This is a genomic window from Albidovulum denitrificans (assembly GCF_002973535.1).
In the GTDB taxonomy this organism is placed as follows: Bacteria; Pseudomonadota; Alphaproteobacteria; order Rhodobacterales; family Rhodobacteraceae; genus Albidovulum; species Albidovulum denitrificans.
Genome location: NZ_PVEP01000002.1, coordinates 265,518 through 284,901 on the forward strand (window position 1 = coordinate 265,518; position 19,384 = coordinate 284,901).

The 19,384-nt window shown below is 66.4% G+C and carries 19 protein-coding genes; 12 read left to right on the plus strand and 7 right to left on the minus strand.

All coding sequences use genetic code 11. The annotated features are described in order from the left end of the window. Genes nuoN through LX70_RS07050 form a run of 4 tightly spaced genes read left to right on the plus strand, consistent with a single transcriptional unit; the run spans window position 1 to window position 4,671 of the window. Window positions 1–1,440, plus strand: a complete 1,440-nt coding sequence (nuoN, locus tag LX70_RS07035) for an NADH-quinone oxidoreductase subunit NuoN (RefSeq protein ID WP_105513847.1) — start codon at window positions 1–3, stop codon at window positions 1,438–1,440. Between the two features lie 4 nt (window positions 1,441–1,444). Next, window positions 1,445–2,203: a biotin--[acetyl-CoA-carboxylase] ligase gene (locus LX70_RS07040; RefSeq protein WP_105513848.1), complete on the plus strand. Its 759-nt coding sequence runs from the start codon at window positions 1,445–1,447 to the stop codon at window positions 2,201–2,203. Window positions 2,204–2,215: 12 nt separating this feature from the next. Then, the gene (locus tag LX70_RS07045; protein ID WP_105513849.1) at window positions 2,216–2,995 is read left to right on the plus strand and encodes a type III pantothenate kinase; all 780 of its coding nucleotides are present in this window, start codon (window positions 2,216–2,218) and stop codon (window positions 2,993–2,995) included. Continuing rightward, window positions 2,992–4,671, plus strand: a complete 1,680-nt coding sequence (locus tag LX70_RS07050; protein ID WP_105513850.1) for a ribonuclease J — start codon at window positions 2,992–2,994, stop codon at window positions 4,669–4,671. The genes LX70_RS07045 and LX70_RS07050 overlap by 4 nt, the downstream gene beginning before the upstream one ends. A gap of 112 nt (window positions 4,672–4,783) precedes the next feature. Here the strand turns inward: LX70_RS07050 and LX70_RS07055 are convergent, their stop codons facing one another. Both LX70_RS07055 and LX70_RS07060 read right to left on the minus strand, forming a co-directional pair. Continuing rightward, on the minus strand, window positions 4,784–6,313 hold the full coding sequence (locus LX70_RS07055) for a DEAD/DEAH box helicase (protein WP_105513851.1): 1,530 nt from the start codon (window positions 6,311–6,313) through the stop codon (window positions 4,784–4,786). A 249-nt stretch (window positions 6,314–6,562) separates the two neighbouring features. Then, window positions 6,563–7,081 carry a hypothetical protein gene (locus LX70_RS07060; protein WP_105513852.1) on the minus strand — a complete coding sequence of 173 codons (519 nt, stop codon included), beginning with the start codon at window positions 7,079–7,081 and terminating at the stop codon, window positions 6,563–6,565. Window positions 7,082–7,446: 365 nt separating this feature from the next. On the opposite strand from LX70_RS07060, the gene LX70_RS07065 reads away from it, so the two are divergent. Together LX70_RS07065 and LX70_RS07070 are read left to right on the plus strand one after the other, a co-directional pair. Then, complete coding sequence (locus tag LX70_RS07065) at window positions 7,447–8,343, plus strand: glycosyltransferase family 25 protein (RefSeq protein ID WP_105513853.1); 897 nt, start codon at window positions 7,447–7,449, stop codon at window positions 8,341–8,343. Then, a complete protein-coding gene (locus LX70_RS07070; protein ID WP_105513854.1) occupies window positions 8,340–8,765 on the plus strand; it encodes an OsmC family peroxiredoxin in 426 nt (141 codons plus the stop codon). Before LX70_RS07065 ends, LX70_RS07070 begins: the two co-directional genes overlap by 4 nt. Here LX70_RS07070 and LX70_RS07075 read toward each other — a convergent pair. From LX70_RS07075 to LX70_RS07085, 3 genes are all read right to left on the minus strand, one after another. Beyond that, the gene (locus tag LX70_RS07075) at window positions 8,740–9,501 is read right to left on the minus strand and encodes a YiiX/YebB-like N1pC/P60 family cysteine hydrolase (RefSeq protein WP_245884977.1); all 762 of its coding nucleotides are present in this window, start codon (window positions 9,499–9,501) and stop codon (window positions 8,740–8,742) included. The two genes, LX70_RS07070 and LX70_RS07075, sit on opposite strands and share 26 nt — an antisense overlap. A gap of 310 nt (window positions 9,502–9,811) precedes the next feature. Then, window positions 9,812–11,410, minus strand: a complete 1,599-nt coding sequence (locus LX70_RS07080) for a peptide chain release factor 3 (RefSeq protein WP_105513855.1) — start codon at window positions 11,408–11,410, stop codon at window positions 9,812–9,814. Window positions 11,411–11,475: 65 nt separating this feature from the next. Continuing rightward, window positions 11,476–12,477 (minus strand): Hint domain-containing protein, encoded by a 1,002-nt coding sequence (locus LX70_RS07085; RefSeq protein WP_105513856.1) that lies wholly within the window; start codon window positions 12,475–12,477, stop codon window positions 11,476–11,478. Window positions 12,478–12,604: 127 nt separating this feature from the next. Here LX70_RS07085 and LX70_RS07090 point away from each other — a divergent pair, with 127 nt between their 5' ends. Together LX70_RS07090 and LX70_RS07095 are read left to right on the plus strand one after the other, a co-directional pair. Further along, window positions 12,605–13,384 carry an SDR family oxidoreductase gene (locus tag LX70_RS07090; protein WP_105513857.1) on the plus strand — a complete coding sequence of 260 codons (780 nt, stop codon included), beginning with the start codon at window positions 12,605–12,607 and terminating at the stop codon, window positions 13,382–13,384. 73 nt (window positions 13,385–13,457) lie between these two features. Beyond that, on the plus strand, window positions 13,458–14,648 hold the full coding sequence (locus LX70_RS07095) for an ABC transporter ATP-binding protein (protein ID WP_105513858.1): 1,191 nt from the start codon (window positions 13,458–13,460) through the stop codon (window positions 14,646–14,648). Here the strand turns inward: LX70_RS07095 and LX70_RS07100 are convergent. Then, window positions 14,621–15,283 (minus strand): helix-turn-helix transcriptional regulator, encoded by a 663-nt coding sequence (locus LX70_RS07100; protein ID WP_105513859.1) that lies wholly within the window; start codon window positions 15,281–15,283, stop codon window positions 14,621–14,623. The two genes, LX70_RS07095 and LX70_RS07100, sit on opposite strands and share 28 nt — an antisense overlap. Before the next feature lie 165 nt (window positions 15,284–15,448). On the opposite strand from LX70_RS07100, the gene LX70_RS07105 reads away from it, so the two are divergent. The 4 genes from LX70_RS07105 to LX70_RS07120 are packed head-to-tail and all read left to right on the plus strand — an operon-like array spanning window position 15,449 to window position 18,068. Then, entirely contained in the window at window positions 15,449–15,664 is a 216-nt protein-coding gene (locus tag LX70_RS07105; protein WP_105513860.1) for a twin-arginine translocase TatA/TatE family subunit, read from the plus strand. A gap of 36 nt (window positions 15,665–15,700) precedes the next feature. Next, window positions 15,701–16,327: a Sec-independent protein translocase protein TatB gene (gene tatB / locus LX70_RS07110; protein WP_105513861.1), complete on the plus strand. Its 627-nt coding sequence runs from the start codon at window positions 15,701–15,703 to the stop codon at window positions 16,325–16,327. After that, the gene (tatC, locus tag LX70_RS07115; protein WP_105513862.1) at window positions 16,324–17,229 is read left to right on the plus strand and encodes a twin-arginine translocase subunit TatC; all 906 of its coding nucleotides are present in this window, start codon (window positions 16,324–16,326) and stop codon (window positions 17,227–17,229) included. Before tatB ends, tatC begins: the two co-directional genes overlap by 4 nt. Beyond that, complete coding sequence (locus LX70_RS07120; RefSeq protein ID WP_105513863.1) at window positions 17,226–18,068, plus strand: ATP-binding protein; 843 nt, start codon at window positions 17,226–17,228, stop codon at window positions 18,066–18,068. Before tatC ends, LX70_RS07120 begins: the two co-directional genes overlap by 4 nt. Window positions 18,069–18,205: 137 nt before the next feature. Here LX70_RS07120 and LX70_RS07125 read toward each other — a convergent pair whose 3' ends face one another. Further along, window positions 18,206–19,384, minus strand: a complete 1,179-nt coding sequence (locus tag LX70_RS07125; RefSeq protein WP_105513864.1) for a M23 family metallopeptidase — start codon at window positions 19,382–19,384, stop codon at window positions 18,206–18,208.

Consider the following 19,384-nt stretch of genomic DNA (forward strand, 5'->3'; position numbering starts at 1 on the left):
ATGATCTCTGCCGATTTCTCCGCCATCCTCCCCGAAGTGGTCCTGGTCCTTTACGGCATGGCCGCCCTTCTGGGCGCCGCCTATACCGGCAAGGACGAGCTGACCGGGACGCTGACCTGGGCGACCTCGGCCATCTTCGTCGGCGTCGCCGCCTGGATCGGCCTGTCGGGTTCGGGTGAGGCGCTGGCCTTCAACGGCGCCTTCATCGACGACGCCTTTTCACGCTTCGGCAAGGTGACGGTGCTTCTTGCCGCCGCCGCCGTCCTGGTGATGAGCCAGGATTACGTCCAGCGCCGCGGTCTGGGGCGGTTCGAGTTTCCGCTGCTGGTGAATTTCGCCGTGGTGGGGATGATGATCATGGTCTCGGCGGGCGACCTGATGTCGCTTTACATGGGGCTTGAGCTGCAATCCCTGTCGCTTTACGTCGTCGCGGCGCTGCGGCGCGACAGCGTGAAATCGACCGAAGCGGGCCTGAAATACTTCGTCCTTGGCGCGCTTTCGTCGGGCCTGCTGCTTTACGGCGCCTCGCTGACCTATGGCTTCACCGGCACGACGGTCTTCTCCGGCATCCTCGCCACCATTCAGGGCGACCATGTCTCCATCGGTCTGCTCTTCGGCCTTGTCTTCCTCATCACCGGGATCGCCTTCAAGGTCTCGGCGGTGCCGTTCCACATGTGGACGCCGGATGTCTACGAAGGCTCCCCCACGCCGGTCACCGCCTTCTTCGCCACCGCGCCCAAGATGGCCGCGATGGCGATGCTGGCGCGGCTGATGCAGGAAGGTTTCGGCCCCGCCGCCGGTGACTGGGGGCAGGTGATCGCGCTTCTGGCGGTGCTGTCGATGTTCCTTGGTGCCATCGCCGCGATCGGGCAGACGAATATCAAGCGGCTGATGGCCTATTCCTCGATCGCCCATATGGGCTTTGCGCTGGTGGGCCTTGCTTCCGGAACGCAGGAAGGCGTTCAGGCGATGCTGATCTACATGGCGGTCTATGTCACCATGAACGTCGGCACCTTCGCCTTCATCCTGTCGATGGAACGCGACGGCGCGCCCGTGACCGACATCGCCGCGCTGAACCTTTATTCCAAGCGCGAGCCGGTGAAGGCCTTCGCGCTGCTGATCCTGATGTTCAGCCTGGCCGGTGTGCCGCCGATGCTGGGCTTCTTCGCCAAGTTCGGCGTGCTGATGGCGGCGGTGAATTCGCACATGATCCTGCTGGCGCTGGCCGGTGCGGTCGCCTCGGTCATCGGCGCGTTCTACTACCTGCGCATCGTCTACTACATGTATTTCGGAACCGAGACGGACGCGCTGGACACGCGGATGATGCCCGCGCAATGGCTTCTCCTGATGGCCTCTGCCGTCATCATGGTGGTCGGTGTCGTCAACCTCTTCGGGATCGAGGGCGCCGCCGCGGCGGCTGCCGAAGCGCTTGTCCACTGACCCGGTGACCGACCCCTTCGCCTGGCCCGAGGGCGTGGCCCGCCACGCCCTCGCCGAGGTTGACAGCACCAATGCCGAGGCCGCGCGGATGGCGCCCGGCCTGACCCAGCCGACCTGGATCTTCGCCCATCGCCAGACTGCGGCGCGCGGACGGCGCGGGCGCGGCTGGGCGGCGCCTGACGGCAATTTCGGCGCCACGCTGGTGATGCGCCCCTCCGGCACCCCGCAAGAGGCCGCGCAGCGCAGCTTCGTCGCGGCGCTGGCGCTGGCCGACGCGCTGGCGCTGGTGGCCGGGCCGGGGGTGACGCTGCGGCTGAAATGGCCCAACGACGTGCTGCTGAACGGCGGCAAGGTCGCGGGCATCCTTCTGGAAAGCGCGGGGCAGGGCGGGGCGGTCAGCCACCTTGCCATCGGCATCGGCGTGAACCTGGCCGAAGCGCCGCCGCCCGAGGTGCTGGAACCCGGCGCCCATCCGGCGGCCTCGCTTCTGGGCGAAACCGGGCTGCGCATCCCGCCCGAGGAGTTCCTCGCCCCCCTCGCCAACGCCTTCGACAGGTGGGAACGGCAGCTGGCCACCTATGGCTTCGCCCCGATCCGCACCGCCTGGCTGGACCGCGCCGCCCGCATCGGCCAGCCGATCACCGCGCGCACCGGGACCGAGATTTTCGAAGGCACGTTCGAAACCATCGCCGAGGACGGCGCGCTTGTCCTCGCCACGCCGCAGGGCCGTCGGGTGATCCCGGCGGCGGATGTCTATTTCTGAGGGGGCCTGCCCATGCTTCTGTGCATCGACACCGGCAATACCAATACCGTCTTTTCGGTCTGGGACGGCACGCGCTTTGTCTGCACGCTGCGCACCTCGACCGAACATCAGCGCACGGCGGACCAGTATTTCGTCTGGTTCGTGACGCTGATGGAACATCACAAGGTCCCGGTGGAGATCGACGCCTGCGTCATCTCATCGACCGTGCCGCGCGTGGTCTTCAACCTGCGCGTCCTGTGCGACCGTTACTTCAACTGCCGCCCGCTGGTCGTGGGCAAGCCCGACTGCGCGCTGCCGGTCGCGCCCCGTGTCGATCAGGGGGCGACGGTCGGCCCCGACCGCCTGGTCAACACCGTCGCGGGCTTTGACCGGCATGGCGGCGACCTGATCCTTGTGGATTTCGGCACCGCCACGACCTTCGACGTGGTGGACACCGATGGTGCCTATATCGGCGGCGTCATCTCGCCCGGCGTCAACACCTCGCTCGAGGCGCTGCACATGGCCGCCGCCGCGCTGCCCCATGTCGATGTGACAAAGCCGCAGGTCGCCATCGGGACCAACACGGTTGCCTGTATGCAGTCGGGCATCTATTGGGGATATGTCGGCCTTGTCGAAGGGATCGTGCGCCAGATCCGCATCGAACGGGACCGGCCGATGAAGGTCATCGCCACGGGCGGCCTTGCGCCGCTGTTCGATCAGGGGACCGACATTTTCGACAGTGTCGAGGACGATCTGACGATGCACGGCCTTGAACTGATTTACCGCTACAACCGGGAACGGGACACCGCATGACCAAGAACCGCCTGATCTACCTGCCGCTTGGCGGCGCCGGTGAAATCGGCATGAACGCCTATGTCTACGGCTACGGCCCGGAAGGGCAGGAGAGGCTGATCGTCGTCGATCTCGGCGTGACCTTCGGCGACATGGACGGCTCTCCCGGTATCGACCTCATCATGGCCGACATGGACTGGCTGGCGGAGAATGCGGACCGGGTTGAGGCGATCTTCATCACCCACGCGCACGAGGATCACGTCGGAGCCCTCGGCCTTCTCTGGCCGCGTCTGAAGGCGCCGATCTATGCCCGCGCCTTCACGGCCGCCATCGCCACGCTGAAGATGGAGGAACAGGGCCAGCCGCTTGACAAGATCAAGGTCGTGAAGCCCCGGCCTGAGACGGTCGAGGCGGGACCGTTCCGCGTACAATTCGTCCCGGTCAGTCACTCGATCCCCGAAAGCGCCGCCCTTGTGATCGACACGCCCGCCGGGCGGATCGTCCATACCGGCGACTTCAAGCTGGATGGCACGCCCATCGTCGGTGAGCCCTTCGACCCCGCGGAATGGCACCGCATCGCGCATGAAGGCGACGGCGTGAAGGTGCTGGTCTGCGATTCGACCAACGTCTTTTCGACCCAGCCCGGCCGGTCGGAGGCGACGCTGGCGGAGCCCATCGCCAAGCTGATCGAGGGGCTGGACGGCATGGTGGTCGCCACCACCTTCGCCTCCAACGTCGCGCGGCTGAAGACGCTGTCGGAAGCGGGCCGGGCGGCGGGGCGGTCGGTCTGCCTGCTGGGCCGCGCGATGAAGCGGATGCTGACGGCGGCGGTGGAAACCGGCGTCCTGACCGATTTCCCGCCGATCCTGACCCCGGAAGAGGCGCTGGAGATCCCGCGCGAAAACCTGATGCTGATCGTGACCGGCAGCCAGGGCGAACGCCGCGCGGCCTCGGCCCAGCTTGCGCGCGGCAAGTATCTGGGGCTTGAGATGCGGGAGGGCGATACCTTCCTCTTCTCCTCCAAGATCATTCCGGGCAACGAACGCGGCGTGATCCGGGTGATGAACGCATTCTCGGAAATGGGCGTCGATGTCGTGGATGATCACGGCGGGCTTTACCACGTCTCGGGCCACGCCAACCGCCCCGATCTTGAGGCGGTGCATGACCTGCTGGCGCCCAAGATCCTGATCCCGATGCACGGCGAACACCGCCACCTGCGCGAACATTGCAAGATCGGCATTTCCAAGGGCATGGCGGCGGAACTGGCGGTCAACGGCGCGGTCGTGGACCTGACCGGGGATGAACCGCGCATCGTCGAATATGTGGAAGCGGGGCGGACCTATCTGGACGGCTCGGTCCTGATCGGGGCGATGGACGGCGTGGTGCGCGACCGGATTCGCATGGCGCTGAACGGGATCGTCTTCGCGACCATGATCCTTGACGAAGGCGATCAGCCGCTGGGCGACGCCTGGGTTGAGATCATGGGCCTGCCCGAACGCACGAAGGACGGCAAGCTCTTGGCCGAGGTGCTTGAGGCGGAACTGACCGAGCTTCTGGACCGCTCCGGCACCAAGGTGCTGGGCAATGACGACAAGCTGGAAGAGGCGGTGCGCCGCACCGTCCGCCAGGTCGCGGTCGAGGAGATCGGGAAAAAGCCCGAGGTCAACGTGGTGGTCAGCCGCTTGACGGCGGAATAGGCGGCGGCCGTCAGCGGCCCCCTATGGCATTTCGGGTTTACACTGACTCAGGATTCGAACGTGTTTCGTTCGAATCCTGATCCTTGCGTTTTCAACGCAAACCCGAAACGCTTTATCCGTCCGCCTTTTCCGCCTTGGGCTTGAAGCTGCGGGTCAGGAAATCGGGCATGTGATCGCCCATGCCGACGACACGGTCGTCACGGCCGCCCCGGCGGTCGTCCTTGTGGTCGCGCCGGTTGTCCTTGCGATCGCCCCGGCCACGGTTGTCCTTTTCAGGCCGGGTGTCCGCCTTCACCTCATCCCGTGCCTCGACTTGCGGCGCGGCCTGTTCGACGGGTTTCGTGACCTCCACCGGCGTCATCGCGGCCTCTTCGCCATGCGGCTTGACCGGGCGGTCGCGGCGGTCCTTGCGGCCGGTCTTCTCGGCACCCCGGCGCGGCTTGCGGTCGTCGTCCTTGCGGGCGGGCTTTTGCGCCGCCTCGCTTAGCGCGAAGCCCTCGGGCGGGGCGACGCGGGGCAGGGGGCGTTCCACCAGCTTTTCGATCGCGTCGAGGTATTTCTGGTCCGAGGGCGTCGCGATGGTGACGGCCACGCCCTTGCGGCCCGCCCGGCCGGTGCGGCCGATACGGTGGACGTAATCCTCGGCATGGCTCGGCACGTCGAAGTTGAAGACATGGCTGACGGCGGGAATATCAAGCCCCCGCGCCGCCACGTCCGAGGCCACGAGAAAGCGGATGGAGCCGTCGCGGAACCCGTCCAGCGTCTGCATCCGCTGCCGCTGATCCAGGTCGCCATGGATCGGCGAGGCGTTGAAGCCGTATTTCTTCAGCGATTTGGCGACGATATCGACCTCGGTCTTGCGGTTGCAAAAGAGGATCGCGTTGGTGCAGGCCTCGCCCTCCGCCGTGATGACGGCGCGCAAAAGCTCCCGCTTCTGCTTGGCGGTCTGGTCCTTGCGGGTCGGCGTGAATTCGATCAGCCGCTGTTCGATCGTCTCGGAGGTCGTGGCCTGCCGCGCGACCTCGATCTTGGCGGGGGCGTGCAGGAAGGTGTTGGTGATCCGCTCGATCTCCGGCGCCATGGTGGCCGAGAAGAAGAGCGTTTGCCGGGTGAAGGGCGTCAGCTGGAAGATACGTTCGATATCCGGGATGAAGCCCATGTCGAGCATCCGGTCGGCTTCGTCCACCACCATGATCTGCACGCCGGTCAGCAGAAGCTTGCCGCGTTCGAAATGGTCCAGCAGCCGCCCCGGCGTCGCGATCAGCACATCGACGCCCCGGTCGATCAGCTTGTCCTGCTCGCCAAAGGACACGCCACCGATCAGCAGCGCCTTGGTCAGCTTGGTGTGCTTGGCGTAGATATCGAAGTTTTCCGCCACCTGCGCGGCCAGTTCCCGCGTCGGGCAAAGGACGAGGCTGCGCGGCATCCTTGCCCGCGCGCGGCCCCGGCCCAGAAGCGTGATCATCGGCAGCGTGAAGCTTGCCGTCTTGCCGGTGCCGGTCTGGGCGATGCCCAGCACGTCCTTGCCTTCCAGCGCGTGGGGGATCGCGCCCGCCTGGATCGGTGTGGGGGTTTCGTAGCCCGCTTCGGCAACGGCTTTCAGGACCTTCGGGTCCAGCTTCAGGTCAGAGAATTTTGTCATCAGCGTCCATATAGTGCGGTGTCGGACCGCATAAGAATGGGACGCAACACTCGGGCGCCCCGACAGAGCCCACCGGATGTGAGCCGTCCGCGTACCTATCGCAAACCGTGGAAAACGTCAATCTGGCGGGTGCGACAGGCCCCGAAACGGGTGGCGCCGCCCGCGAGGTGCGGACGGCGCCTTGGTTTGGGGATTGGGTGGGTAAGGTTCTTGGGTGTACGACTGCCGATAGTTTTCCCGCCGCCTGCCTCAGACGTTGCGGCGATGACGGCGCAACGCCATCAGGCCGAGTGCGGAAAGAAGAAGCATCCCGCCCGCCGGAACCGGCACCTGGCCGACATCAACGCGGATCGCGCCGAGGTGGTTGGCCGTGTCGGTACCAGAACGGTCAAGCACGTTGAGCGAGATGATATAGGCGCCCGGACCAAGGATGAAGCGGCCCATGCTGTGAATGCCATCGGCAAGGGCGGCATCGAAGTTCATGCCGGTATTCGTCCCCCCGGTGCCGGGAAGCGAGGTGGTGCCGAGCGAGACACCGTTGGAGAAGACTTCGTACTGATCGCCGGCGAGGAAACCATCGACGATGGTCATGATCGCGTTCTGGGTCAGCGTGAAGCTGAACTGGCGCGTCACCTGCGTGCCAACGGCCCCGGCCGAGAAACGATCCCAGCCGCTGTCCAGCGTATAATTGATCGTACCGGCCTGCGCGGCCGAGGCGGCGCCGAGCGTGGCTGCCATCGCCAGCGCCTTGAGAGAAAATTTGAACATGGCAGCTCCATTCATTGCGGGTTGCGTTAACAATTCATTGGATGATTGAGACTTTTTTTGGGCGCGGAGACGGTGCGTTCGTGAATGCGGAACAAACCGGGGTGCGTGATGCTGATTTCGCTGCAACCGGGAACAATTCAGCAGGAACTCGCCTAAGGTTGAGGCGATTTTCACAAATTCATCCATTGGGAGAGTGCGCGTAAGGGTCCCTTTCGCCCTGCTAGCCCGCTGATAGCGGGCGAATCGGGCTTGAATCAGGCGGGCATCCCTGCATTTTGGGGGCGCGAGGGCCGGACGTGCCACATTGTCGCCATATTCCGGCCCACCGGGGCAAAAAAAGACCGCAGGCGCGGGTTTCGGGGACGATGACAAAGCAGCTACCCATCTTCGTCCTCAACCTCGACCGCGCGACGGATCGCTGGGCGGCGGTGTCGTCGCGGCTGACGGCCCTTGGCCTGACGTTCGAACGCATCCGCGCCCATGACCGGCGCGATCCGGCGGCAGAGGCGCTTTGGGCCGCGTTCGGGGGCGGGGATCTGGCGCGCGACTATCCGGCGACGCTGGGCGATGTCTGCTGTTCCCAGACCCACCGCGAGCTTTGGCAGCGGATCGCGACGCTGACCACCGGCGCGGCGATCGTGCTTGAGGATGACGCGCGCCCCGCCCCGGTCTTTGCCGCCTATGCGCAGGCCGATCTTGGCGCGCTGATGCGGGCGCACGGGATCGGCGCGCTGAAGCTGGAACACTGGCCGGGGGGGGAGCGGAGCCGCCGCTTTCCCATGGGCCGCCGCCTTGGCGCGATTGACTTCGCCGATGACGCGGGCCTTTACCGGCAAGAGGCGGGGTTCCTTGGCACTTGCGCTTATGCGATCACGCCCGAGGCGGCGGGGCGGCTTCTGGCGGCCCATGACCGCCTGAACGTGCCGGTCGATCATTACATGTTCTCGCGCTCTGCCGGTCTGGGCTTTCCCATCCTGCGCCCGGCCTTTGTTGCCCCCGCGCCGGTGCTGCATGATTTCCCCACGCTCGGCTCCGACATCCTGAACGACCGCATCGCCGCGGGCATCGCCACCCACCGCCCCGGCTGGCGCAGGCGCCTGCGCGAGGCGATCCTGCGCCGCCAGCTTGCCCGCCAGATGCGGCGGGGCGTGGTGGAACGGGTGGAAATGCACTGGGCCGGGGAACCGGAAGGCGCGACGGACGTTGGGCCAAACGCCCCCGCAATGCCTGCGATGGCCGCCATCAGAAAGGACCCGACATGATCGAGAAACACGCCTCCGCCACCTGGACAGGTTCCCTGAAGGACGGCCACGGGGTGATCGACAGCCAGTCGGGCGCGCTGTCGGGCATTTCCTACACCTTCGCCACCCGGTTCGAGGACAAGAAGGGCGCCAACCCCGAGGAGTTGATCGGCGCCGCCCATGCCGCCTGCTATGCGATGTTCCTTTCCGCCCTGATGGGGGGCGAGAAGATCGCCGCCGAGAAGATCGAGGCGAAATCGACCATCACGCTCGACCCCGCCACCGAAGGCAGTCCGACGGTGACGAAGGCCCATCTGACAGTGTGGGCCAGGGCCGACGCGCCCGAGGCGAAGATCCGCGAATTGGCGGAGAAGGCGAAAGAAGGCTGCCCGATCTCGAAACTCCTGAAGGCGGAGATCACGCTTGAGGTGACGGTGGGCTAGGGGCGTCGCTGCCCGTGACCTCATACCAGCTTAGCGTGCGGTAGTCGAAATTCCCCTCGATCGTCGGCTTGATGATCGCGAAATAGGGCGAGATATCGAAGTCGCGCGGCACGAACAGCGCGTGGTCGCGGACATGCAGCATCTCGCGCCCGCGCGGGTCGTCCGGGTCGGGGCGGATATTCGGCAGGATCGGGTAGCGGACCGACTGATAGGCCTCGGCGATCAGGGTGGAGCAGATGGCGCGGGTCGGGTCGCCCGACCCGAAGGCCAGCATCTGCCGCCGCCAGCGCCGTGGCACCGGCGGCTGCGGCAGCAGGTAACGCATCAGGTCAAAGACGTTCTTCAGGTCATAGGTCCGCCCCAGGGAGGCGCGCATATAGGCCACGACCTTTGCCCGGTCCTCATCGCTGAGGCCCACGGCGCGGCAGACGCGGGTGTTGAGATGGGCATAGGCATCAAGCCCCGCCCAGCGGACGCCTTCACGCACATCGGCCTCGATCAACTCCCGCCCGTCGCCCTCGCCGACGTAGAGCGCGGAATGCGACCAGGTAGAGGTGGTGAGGTATTTGATCGCCGAGGAGATGCGCGTGTCGCCCTCGACCAGCAGGATATCGGCAGGCCGCAGGCAACGGCGCAAGAGCGGCAGCGGCGTGACCGCCATCGGCGCATAGGACGCGCGCTGCTTTTGCAGATAGCGGATCAGGGCATGGCTGATCGGTTTCGTGACCCGGTTCACTGGCCCTCCGTTGTCGGTTTCCGGTGCCACCTCAGCATGAAGGGGAAGAGCGCGCGCGTCACGATGAAGTGAGGTCGCAGGGGCGTGATTGGGGGGGAGACCGAACGCATGGCCCCAGACGTCGAAACCTGCCCCCCGGATCGCCCGCGATCCGGTTCGCGCCCGACCCCGCCCCCCAGGGCGGGCGCGAAATCCTTCAGAGGTTTGAACAAGACGCGCCGTTGGCGGGATCTTCAGCGTTCCACCAAGAGTATCCGCGCCCACCCTCGGTGCCGGGCGCGAACCTCTGTCATGCCCGAACGCACGGTCTTTAAATCATCATCTCCTTCGTCGCCGACAGCGTCAGTTCCGGGTGATCCCGCACCACGCGGTCGATGTCCCATTGCAGGCGCGTCAGATAGACGATGTCGCCATCATGGTCGGTGGCGATGTGCTGCTTGTTGGTGTTCACGAACTTCTCCACCTCTGCCTTCGGACCCGTGACCCAGCGGGCCGAGGTGAATTGCGACGCCTCGAAGCGGACCGGCAGGGAATATTCGATCTCGATCCGGCTGGCGAGGACGTCGAATTGCAGCGCCCCCACGACGCCGACGATGAAGCCCGACCCGATGGAGGGCTTGAAGACCTTCGCGGCCCCTTCCTCGGCGAACTGCATCAGCGCCTTTTCCAGATGCTTGGCCTTCATCGGATCGCCCGCGCGCACCGTTTGCAGAAGCTCCGGCGCGAAGGAGGGGATGCCGGTGAAGCGCAGGCTTTCCCCTTCGGTCAGCGCATCGCCGATGCGCAACTGACCGTGGTTCGGAATGCCGATGATGTCGCCCGCCCAGGCCTCTTCCGCAAGCTCCCGGTCGGCAGCGAGGAAAAGGACGGGGTTCGAAATCGCCATCGGCTTTTTCGACCGCACATGCAGCAGTTTCATGCCGCGTTCGAAATGGCCTGAGGCAAGGCGCACGAACGCCACCCGGTCGCGGTGCTTGGGGTCCATGTTGGCCTGCACCTTGAAGACAAAGCCCGCGACCTTGCCCTCATCGGGCGCGATCTGGCGTTCCGCGGCGTTCTGCGGCTGCGGCTCCGGCCCGAAATCGCCGATCCCCGACATCAGTTCCTTGACCCCGAAGGAGTTGATGGCAGAGCCGAACCAGATCGGCGTCAGATGCCCTTCAAGGAACGACTTCCGGTCGAAGGCCGGCAACAGTTCGCGCGCCATTTCAATCTCTTCGCGCAGCTTGTTCAACTGCTCCGCCGGGATGTGTTCGGCCAGTTTCGGATCGTCCAGCCCCTCGATCTTGATCGACTCGGCCACCCGGTTCCGGTCCGCCCGGTCCATCAGTTCCAGCCGGTCGTTCAGGATGTCGTAACAACCCAGAAACTCGCGCCCCATGCCGATGGGCCAGCTTGCAGGCGCCACGTCGATGGCGAGGTTTTCCTGAATCTCGTCGATGATCTCGAACGTGTCGCGGCTTTCGCGGTCCATCTTGTTGCAGAAGGTCAGGATCGGCAGGTCGCGCAACCGGCAGACCTCGAAAAGTTTCCGCGTCTGGCTTTCCACGCCCTTCGCGCCGTCGATCACCATGATCGCGGCATCGACGGCGGTCAGTGTCCGGTAGGTATCTTCGGAAAAATCGCTGTGGCCCGGCGTATCGACCAGGTTGAAGCGGTATGTGCCGAACTCGAAAGACATCGCCGAGGCGGAAACGGAAATGCCCCGGTCCTGCTCCAGCTTCATGAAGTCCGATCGCGTGCGCCGCGCCTCGCCCTTGGCGCGGACCTGACCGGCCATCTGGATCGCGCCGCCGAACAGCAGGAACTTTTCGGTCAGCGTGGTTTTGCCGGCGTCGGGATGCGAGATGATCGCGAAGGTCCGGCGGCGGGCGATTTCGGGCGGAAGGGGGGCGCGGTTGTCAAGCATGGCGGGTCTATAGGGCAGGGCCACGGGCCGGGCAAGCGGCGCCTTTCGGGGCGCGCGCGCGCGGCTCAGCCCTCCTCCGTCGGGGGGATGCCGATCCCGCCAAGCCCCGCCACCGCGTCGCGCCCGATCTCGGTCCCGAAATGCTGGGTCTGGCTCAGGCGCGGGAAGCGCCGGCGCAGCTCCTCGGACAGTTCGGGGGGCAGATGCTCCACCGTGGCCGGGTTCACCATCAGGCTTTCGGCGGCGATCCCCTCGGCAAAGACGATCTCATGCCGGTCGAAGACCAGGCTGAAATAATCGACAAAGCCGCCCTCGCGCCGCAGGATGGTGGCGTCATCGACCAGATGCTTGGCCTGCACCAGAATCTCGGCCATGCCGCCGACGCGGGGGGTGCCGCGCTGATAGAGGAACAGCCGGTGATGCGGGCTGACGATCAGTTTCGATCCGTTGCCCAGCACGCCCGGCCGCACCACGACCGGCGCGAAGGCGCCCTTGGCGCGCAGTGTCGCCCGCCCGATCCAGCGAATCTCCTGCGGCCCGTGATCGCGGGTCAGGACCCGGTCGCCGACCGCCAGCGCCTCGATCCGCTCCTGCCGGCCGTCGGGCAGGGTGATGCGGGTGCCTGCGGCGAAGGACACGCAGATCAGGTCGGTCAGCGGCAGCGACCCGTCCGCCGGACGCGCGGCCAGAAGCGTGTAATCGGTGCGCGGCGACAGGGGCGAGAGCGGCAGCAGGTACTCCGCCCCCGTCTCCCCGACAGAAAGAAGGATCGCCTCCACCTGCTCGCCATCCGCGCTCATGAAGGTGAAATGCGACTGCGGCCGGATCGCCTCGCCCGGCGCGCCGATCTCCGATCCTTCGGCCACCGCGCGCCCGCCGCCGTCGCAAAGACCAAGGCGCAGCCGCATCCCGGCCGCGTCGGGAACAAGGCGGTAGACATCGCCCGGCTCGCACAGGCCTTCGCCCGCGATGGGATCGCCAAGATTGGCCCCGCTGACAACCGGCAGGTGCCGGGCAGGGTGAACGACGGCCCAATGGGCAGGTCCGGGTCGAAGCTGGTCTGACAAAGGTAGGTCCGGTCGGAGTGGTCTTTCAGCCGTAGCAGCCGCGCCCCCGCCACGTCAATCACGCCGCCTCTGGCCCTTGCCCGCCGCCGCCCGTAGATTGGCCGGGACAGAAGGGCAGGAGGCAGGGATGGATCTGGGTATCACCGGGAAACGGGCGCTGATCACGGGCGCGTCGAAGGGCCTTGGCCGTGGCTGCGCCGAGGCGCTGGCGGCGGCCGGGGTCGATCTGGTCCTGAACGCGCGGGGGGCCGAGGCGCTGAAGGCGACGGCAAGCGACATCGCCGCCCGCCACGGCGTCACCGTCACGCCCGTCGCCGCCGACATCACCACCGCCGAGGGGCAGGAAACGGTGCTTCAGGCCGCGGGCGCCCTCGACATCCTCGTCACCAACGCGGGCGGCCCACCCCCCGGCCTCTGGTCCGACTGGGGGCGGGAGGATTTCATCCGTGCGCTCGACGCCAACATGCTGACGCCGGTCGCGCTGATGAAGGCCAGCCTGCCGGGCATGATCGACCGGGGTTGGGGCCGGGTGGTCAACATCACCTCGCAATCGGTGAAATCCCCCATCGCGCAGCTTGGCCTTTCGAACGCCGCCCGCGCCGGGCTGACGGGCTATGTCGCAGGCACCGCCCGGCAGGTCGCGCCCCATGGCGTGACGATCAACAACCTTCTGCCCGGCATCCACGCCACCGACCGCGCCGACGCGCTCGACGGCGGGGTGGCCAAGGCCCAGGGCATCACGCTCGATGAGGCCCGCGCGCGCCGCGCCGCGACCGTCCCGGCCCGCCGCTACGGCACGGCGGCGGAATTCGGCGCCATGTGCGCCTTTCTCTGCTCGGTCCACGCGGGCTATATCGTCGGCCAGAACATCCTGCTCGACGGCGGCGCCTTCAACGCGACACTATAGACTTCTTCAGTCTTCTTCTGTTTCCAAATACTCCGGGTGGGTCCGGGAGGGCAGCGCCCTGCCGGCTTTGCCGATGAAACGCGACCTTGCGGGGCCGGGGCGGGGCTGCTATCCCGCCCTGAACCCGATAAAATCGCTCAGGCAAGGACAGCGCGTGCCAACCCCGCCCAGACTTGAGGTCCGAAACCTGATCCGCCGCTTCGACGGGCGGACGGTGGTGGACGACGTGTCGCTGGCGATCGAGCCGGGGCAGGTCACCTGCCTGCTGGGGCCGTCCGGCTGCGGCAAGTCGACGACGCTCAGGATGATCGCGGGTGTCGACATGCAGGACCAGGGCTCCATCTGGGTCGATGGCAAGCTGATCTGCGACACCGTCTTCCGCATCCCGCCCGAACGCCGTGCCATCGGCCTGATGTTTCAGGATTTTGCGCTCTTCCCGCATCTCTCGGTCGCCGAAAACGTCGCCTTCGGCCTGCCGAAAGGCGCCACGCGCGACATGAGAAGGGTAGAAGAACTCCTTGATCGCGTGTCGCTTTCCGGCTTCGGACCGAAATTCCCGCATGAGCTTTCGGGCGGCGAACAGCAGCGCGTCGCACTGGCCCGTGCGCTCGCCCCGCGGCCGCGCATCCTGTTGATGGACGAACCCTTTTCGGGCCTCGACGAACGGCTGCGCGACGGCATCCGCGACGACACGCTGTCTCTTCTGAAGGAAGAGGGGACGGCCGTCCTTCTGGTCACGCATGAACCGCATGAGGCGATGCGCATGGCCGATGAGATCGCGCTGATGCGCAGCGGGCGGATCGTTCAGCGCGGCGCGCCCTACAATATCTACAACGCCCCGGTGGATCGTGCCGCGGCAGGTTTCTTTTCTGACATCAATATCTTGCGTGGCGAAGTTCAGGGCGCGCTCACACGCACCGCCTTTGGCGAATTCCTCGCCCCCGGCGTCCCCGACGGCACCGAGGTGGAGATCGTCATCCGCCCCCAGCACATCAAGATCGACTTCGACCGCGCGGGCCGGGGGCCGAACCCGACGGCTGAGGACGGTACACCCGCCCGTGCCACTGTGGAACGCGCCCGATTCCTTGGCCGCGAAAGCCTCGTCGAATTCCGAATGTCCTTCGATAACAGTATCTTGCGCGCGACCGTTCCGGCGGTTTTTCTGCCGCGCCCCGGCACCGTCATGTGGCTGATGATCCGCCGCGACCGTTGTTTCGTCTTCCCCGTTACCACCCCTCAGGCGGGGGACAGCGTGGCGAGGTAATCGTCCACCGTTTTGCCGGGTTCGGGCAGGAAGGCGCCGCCGTCATGGGTCAGCCCCGTCACAAGATCGACGCGGAACACCCTGAAATCATGAAATTTCTCGGCCCAACCGGTCAGGGTCCAGACCTTGCCCCAATAGTCAAGGTGCAAGGGCCTTACCCGCTGCGCCTCGCCCCCGCGATAGGTCAGCCGCAGGGTCAGGTGATCGCGGATTGCCCGGCGGATCAGCGCCAGATGCGGCGCGGCGCGGGCGGCCTCTTCGCTGGCGAAGACGAAACTGTCGCTGCCGGGGTCCTGCGCGCGGGCGGGCGCAACGGCCCCGATCTTGGCGCGCAAGCTTGCGGCGGCGCGGGAAAGGGTCGGGTCCTCGGCGCCTGCGGCCAGCGCCACGCCCAGGCGCAGCGCCTCGAACTCATCCCGTGTCAGGGCCATCGGGGGCAGGGTGGTCGGCTCGCGCATCTGATAGCCGATGCCGCGTGCGCCCTCCACGGGCAGGCCACTGTCGGCAAGTGTCGCCATGTCGCGCCAGATGGTGCGCACCGAAACGCCCAGCCGCGCCGCCAGATCGGTCGCGCGGTGCAGCCTGCCGTCGCGCAGGATCTGGACGATGTCGAACAGGCGGTTCTTGCGGGTCAACGACGATTTCTCCGTGCAACTGACAATATAATGTCAGTTGATCCCGCCCGGCAAGCCCTGCGGCCGATCAACAGGGCGCGAAGGGGCTTTGACCGCGCGGTGCGAGGTCTTACACCTGATGAAGGAGAACGGGCGCCGGCGAACAGCGCCCAAGGAGTAAGACACATGCTTAACAACATCGGCATCCCCGGCCTGATCCTGATCGCCGTCGTCGTCCTCGTCCTTTTCGGCAAGGGCAAGGTTTCCTCGCTCATGGGTGAGGTCGGCAAGGGTATCACGTCCTTCAAGAAGGGCATCAAGGACGGCACGGAAGAGATCGAGCGCGCCTCGGCGGACAGCGCCCGCGACGTGACCCCCGAATCCGAGAAGGACAAGGCGTAAGCCTGACCTTCGCCTGAACCGGGGCGCGAGACATCCATGTTCGACATTGGCGGAGGTGAGCTTCTGCTCATCGGCATTGTGGCGCTGATCGTGGTCGGTCCCAAGGACCTGCCCGGCATGTTCCACACCATCGGCCGGTTTACCGCGAAGGCGCGGTCGATGGGGCGCGAGTTCCAGCGCGCGATGGACGATGCCGCGAAGGAATCCGGCGTCAAGGGCGCGGCGGATGACCTGAAAGCGATGACCTCGAAGAAAAGCCTCGGCCTCGACGCGCTCGACAAGGCGGCGTCGAAGTTCGAGAAGTGGCAGCCGAACAAGACGGCCGAGACGAAACCGGCCACGCCGAAATCGCCCGCCCCGCAATCGGCCACACCGAAAGGGCCAGAGACGGCCGCGCTGGCCGAGAAGAAGAAGCAGGAGCAGGCCGCGCGTCTGGCCGAAATGGCCGAACGCAAGGCCGCAAGGGCCGAGGGCGCCGCCCCGGCGGAGACCCCCGCCGCGAAACCGGCACCGAAGGCGAAGCCCGCCAAGGCCCCTGCGAAAGCGGCCAAGGCCCCGGCCAAGCCGAAGGCGGCCCCGGCGAAACCCGCCAGAACCGCCGCCACCAAACCCACGAAACCCAAAGCGCCCGCCAAGCCCCGCGCGAAGAAGGGTGAGGCATGAGCACGAACGAAGACATCGAGGATTCCTCCGCCCCCCTGATCGAGCATCTGGCAGAGCTTCGGACCCGCCTTCTGTGGTCGCTTCTGGCCTTCATCATCGCCATGGTGGCCTGCTTTTCCTTCGGCAGCGCCATCCTCGATTTCCTGCTGATCCCGATCGAAAACACGATGCGCGCGCTCGGCAACCAGAACCCGGTGATGCAATACACCGCGCCGCAGGAATATTTCTTCACCCTGATTCGCATCTCCATGGTGGGCGGGCTGGCGCTGTCCTTCCCGGTCATCGCCTATCAGATGTGGCGCTTCGTGGCGCCGGGGCTGTACCGCAGCGAAAAGCAGGCCTTCCTGCCCTTCCTCATCGCCTCGCCGGTGCTGTTCCTCGCCGGGGCGTCGTTTGCGCATTTCGTCGTCGTGCCGATGGCGATGAAATTCTTCCTCGGCTTCGCCGACCTGCCGTCCTATGTCGCGGCGCTGGTGACCGGGCAGGGGGAGCCGGCAAGCTCTGACCACGGGATCGAGATCGTCTTCAACGGCAAGGTCAACGAAACCCTCGACATCACGCTGAAAATGATCGTGGCCTTCGGGCTTTGCTTCCAGCTTCCGGTGCTGCTGACGCTGATGGGCAAGGCGGGGCTGGCAAGCTCACGCGGGCTGCGCAGCGTGCGCAAATACGCCATCGTGGCGATCCTGACCGTCGCGGCGCTGGTGACGCCGCCGGATGTGACGACGCAGGTGATCCTTTTTACCGTGGTCTACGGGCTTTATGAGATCTCCATCTACCTCGTCCAATGGGTCGAGAAGAAGAAGGACGAAGAGGCCCGCGCCGAAGGAATCATCGGGGAGGATGAAAGCCTCTTCGATGTGGATGAGGATGAGGACGACGAGGGCGACACCAAGGCATGAGCGACGAGAGCCTGAAACGCATCGCCGAGGCGCTGGAACGGCTGGCGCCCGCCCCGGCGGCGGCGCCGGATTTCGCGGCGGCAGAGGCTTTTGTCTGGCATGTCGCACCCGACCGGCTTGAACCCGTAGGCAAGGTCGCGCGGGTGGGCCTGCCGCTTCTCGTGGGTATCGACCGGGCGCGCGACATCCTTCTGGCCAACACACGCCAGTTCGCCAAGGGCCACCCGGCCAATAACGCGCTTCTCTGGGGCGCGCGGGGGATGGGGAAATCCTCGCTCGTCAAGGCGATCCATGCCGAGGTGCTGGGCGAGGGGCTGGCCCTGAAGATCGTCGAACTGAGCCGTGAGGATCTGCCGACGGTCAGCCGCCTTCTGGCCCATCTGCGCGGCGCCCCCGAATGCCGCTTCATCCTCTTCTGCGACGACCTGTCGTTCAGCCATGACGATCAGCATTACAAATCGCTGAAGGCGGTGCTGGACGGCGGCATCGAGGGGCGGCCGGAAAACGTGTTGTTCTACGCCACCTCGAACCGCCGCCACCTGATGCCGCGCGACATGATCGAGAATGAACGCTCCACCGCGATCAGCCCCTCCGAGGCGACAGAGGAAAAGGTCTCCCTCTCCGACCGCTTCGGGCTTTGGCTTGGTTTCCATCCCTGCTCGCAGGACGATTACCTCGCCATGATCCGGGGCTATTGCGACGCCGCCGGGATCGCGATTCCGGATGCCGATCTGCGCGCCGAGGCGATCGAATGGCAGGCCACGCGCGGCGCCCGTTCGGGCCGCGTCGCCTGGCAATATTTCACCGACCTCGCCGGTCGCCGCGGCGTCACGCTCTGACCGCCCTTTCGGGCGGGCCTGCCGGCGGCGAGTATTTTTTGCAACGAAGAAGCCGCCATCGTGCTTCTTCGTTGTCAAAATACTCCGGGGGGAGGCCGCAAGGCCGGGGGGCAGCGCCCCCCTTCCGCGGGCCGGTCTTACTGGAGATAGGGCATCGGATCGACGCTTTCAAAGCCCTGGCGGACCTCGAAATGGACGAAGGCGGGGTCGGTGGCGCGGACCTTGGCGATGGGCTGGCCGCGCTTGACCTTGTCGCCCTTGGCCACGGTCAGCTTGTCGATATTGGCATAGATCGTCAGCAGGTTGCCCTCGTGGCGCACCACCAGAACCGGGACGCCGTCGGTATCCTTGGTGATCGCCGCCGCCGTGCCGTCGCCTGCCGCCGTGACCGTGGTCCCGGCCGGGGCGGCGATGTCGATGCCGTCGTTCTTCTTCTTCTGGTAGCCTCGGATGATCTTGCCCGAGACCGGCATGGCAAGCTTCGAGGTGCCGGAGGCGGCGGTCTTCTGTGCGCCGAGATCGGGCGCCGACGGCGTCTTGGGCGCCTGGGCGGCGGGGGCGGTCTTTTCCGCCGGAAGCGGTTTCGCGGCCGAGGGCGGCGTCGGCGTGGGGGAACCCGCGCCGGGCGCGGTGACGGTTTCGGCCGACGCCGTCCGGCCCTGGGCCATGGCGATCGGGATCAGGAGCGTCTGGCCCTCGCGCACCGCAAGATCGGGGCCAAGCCCGTTCCAGTCGGCCAGCGCCTTGACGTTGACGTTATAAAGCCGCGCGACGGAATAGGCCGTCTCGCCCCGCTGGACGCGGTGGCGGATCGGTTCGGTCTGGCCGATGGTGCTGGTCGTGCGGGGGGCGGAGCCGATGGCGGGGCTGCCCTGTTCGGCGCGGTCGATGGCGCCCGAGGCGATGGTGGTGACGTCGATGCCGCCCACCGGCGCGCTGGTCGTCGGCGGCACGGCGCCGCCCGCGACGCGGCGGGGCAGGGCCAGAACCTCGCCCTCGCGCAGCACGGTGGCCGGTGCGATGGCGTTGTAGGTGGCCAGTTCGCCCCCCGGCAGGCCGATGCGGTCGGCGACGCTTTGTACCGTGTCGCCGCGCCGGGCGACGACGATCTGGTAGGTCGGGTAGGAGATCACGCCCCGGTCATCGGTGGACGGGCGCGGCAGGGTGGCGTTGCGCGCGGCATCGGTGGTGTCGAACCCGCCGCGGCCGAAATTCCGCATGTCGATATCGAAACCGCCATTGGGATCGCAGGCGGTCAGGGCAAGAAGGCTGATCCCGGCAAGGGCGGGCAGCGGCGAAAGGTGGCGGCGCGACAT

Coding starts and splice junctions, on each gene's coding strand:
- LX70_RS07120 (WP_105513863.1), top strand. CDS start 17,226: ATGAGCGACGAGAGCCTGAAACGCATCGCCGAGGCGCTGGAACGGCTG.
- LX70_RS07105 (WP_105513860.1), top strand. CDS start 15,449: ATGCTTAACAACATCGGCATCCCCGGCCTGATCCTGATCGCCGTCGTC.
- LX70_RS07090 (WP_105513857.1), top strand. CDS start 12,605: ATGGATCTGGGTATCACCGGGAAACGGGCGCTGATCACGGGCGCGTCG.
- LX70_RS07095 (WP_105513858.1), top strand. CDS start 13,458: ATGAAACGCGACCTTGCGGGGCCGGGGCGGGGCTGCTATCCCGCCCTG.
- LX70_RS07125 (WP_105513864.1), bottom strand. CDS start 19,384: ATGTCGCGCCGCCACCTTTCGCCGCTGCCCGCCCTTGCCGGGATCAGC.
- LX70_RS07045 (WP_105513849.1), top strand. CDS start 2,216: ATGCTTCTGTGCATCGACACCGGCAATACCAATACCGTCTTTTCGGTC.
- tatB (WP_105513861.1), top strand. CDS start 15,701: ATGTTCGACATTGGCGGAGGTGAGCTTCTGCTCATCGGCATTGTGGCG.
- nuoN (WP_105513847.1), top strand. CDS start 1: ATGATCTCTGCCGATTTCTCCGCCATCCTCCCCGAAGTGGTCCTGGTC.
- LX70_RS07055 (WP_105513851.1), bottom strand. CDS start 6,313: ATGACAAAATTCTCTGACCTGAAGCTGGACCCGAAGGTCCTGAAAGCC.
- LX70_RS07080 (WP_105513855.1), bottom strand. CDS start 11,410: ATGCTTGACAACCGCGCCCCCCTTCCGCCCGAAATCGCCCGCCGCCGG.
- LX70_RS07065 (WP_105513853.1), top strand. CDS start 7,447: ATGACAAAGCAGCTACCCATCTTCGTCCTCAACCTCGACCGCGCGACG.
- LX70_RS07070 (WP_105513854.1), top strand. CDS start 8,340: ATGATCGAGAAACACGCCTCCGCCACCTGGACAGGTTCCCTGAAGGAC.
- tatC (WP_105513862.1), top strand. CDS start 16,324: ATGAGCACGAACGAAGACATCGAGGATTCCTCCGCCCCCCTGATCGAG.
- LX70_RS07050 (WP_105513850.1), top strand. CDS start 2,992: ATGACCAAGAACCGCCTGATCTACCTGCCGCTTGGCGGCGCCGGTGAA.
- LX70_RS07060 (WP_105513852.1), bottom strand. CDS start 7,081: ATGTTCAAATTTTCTCTCAAGGCGCTGGCGATGGCAGCCACGCTCGGC.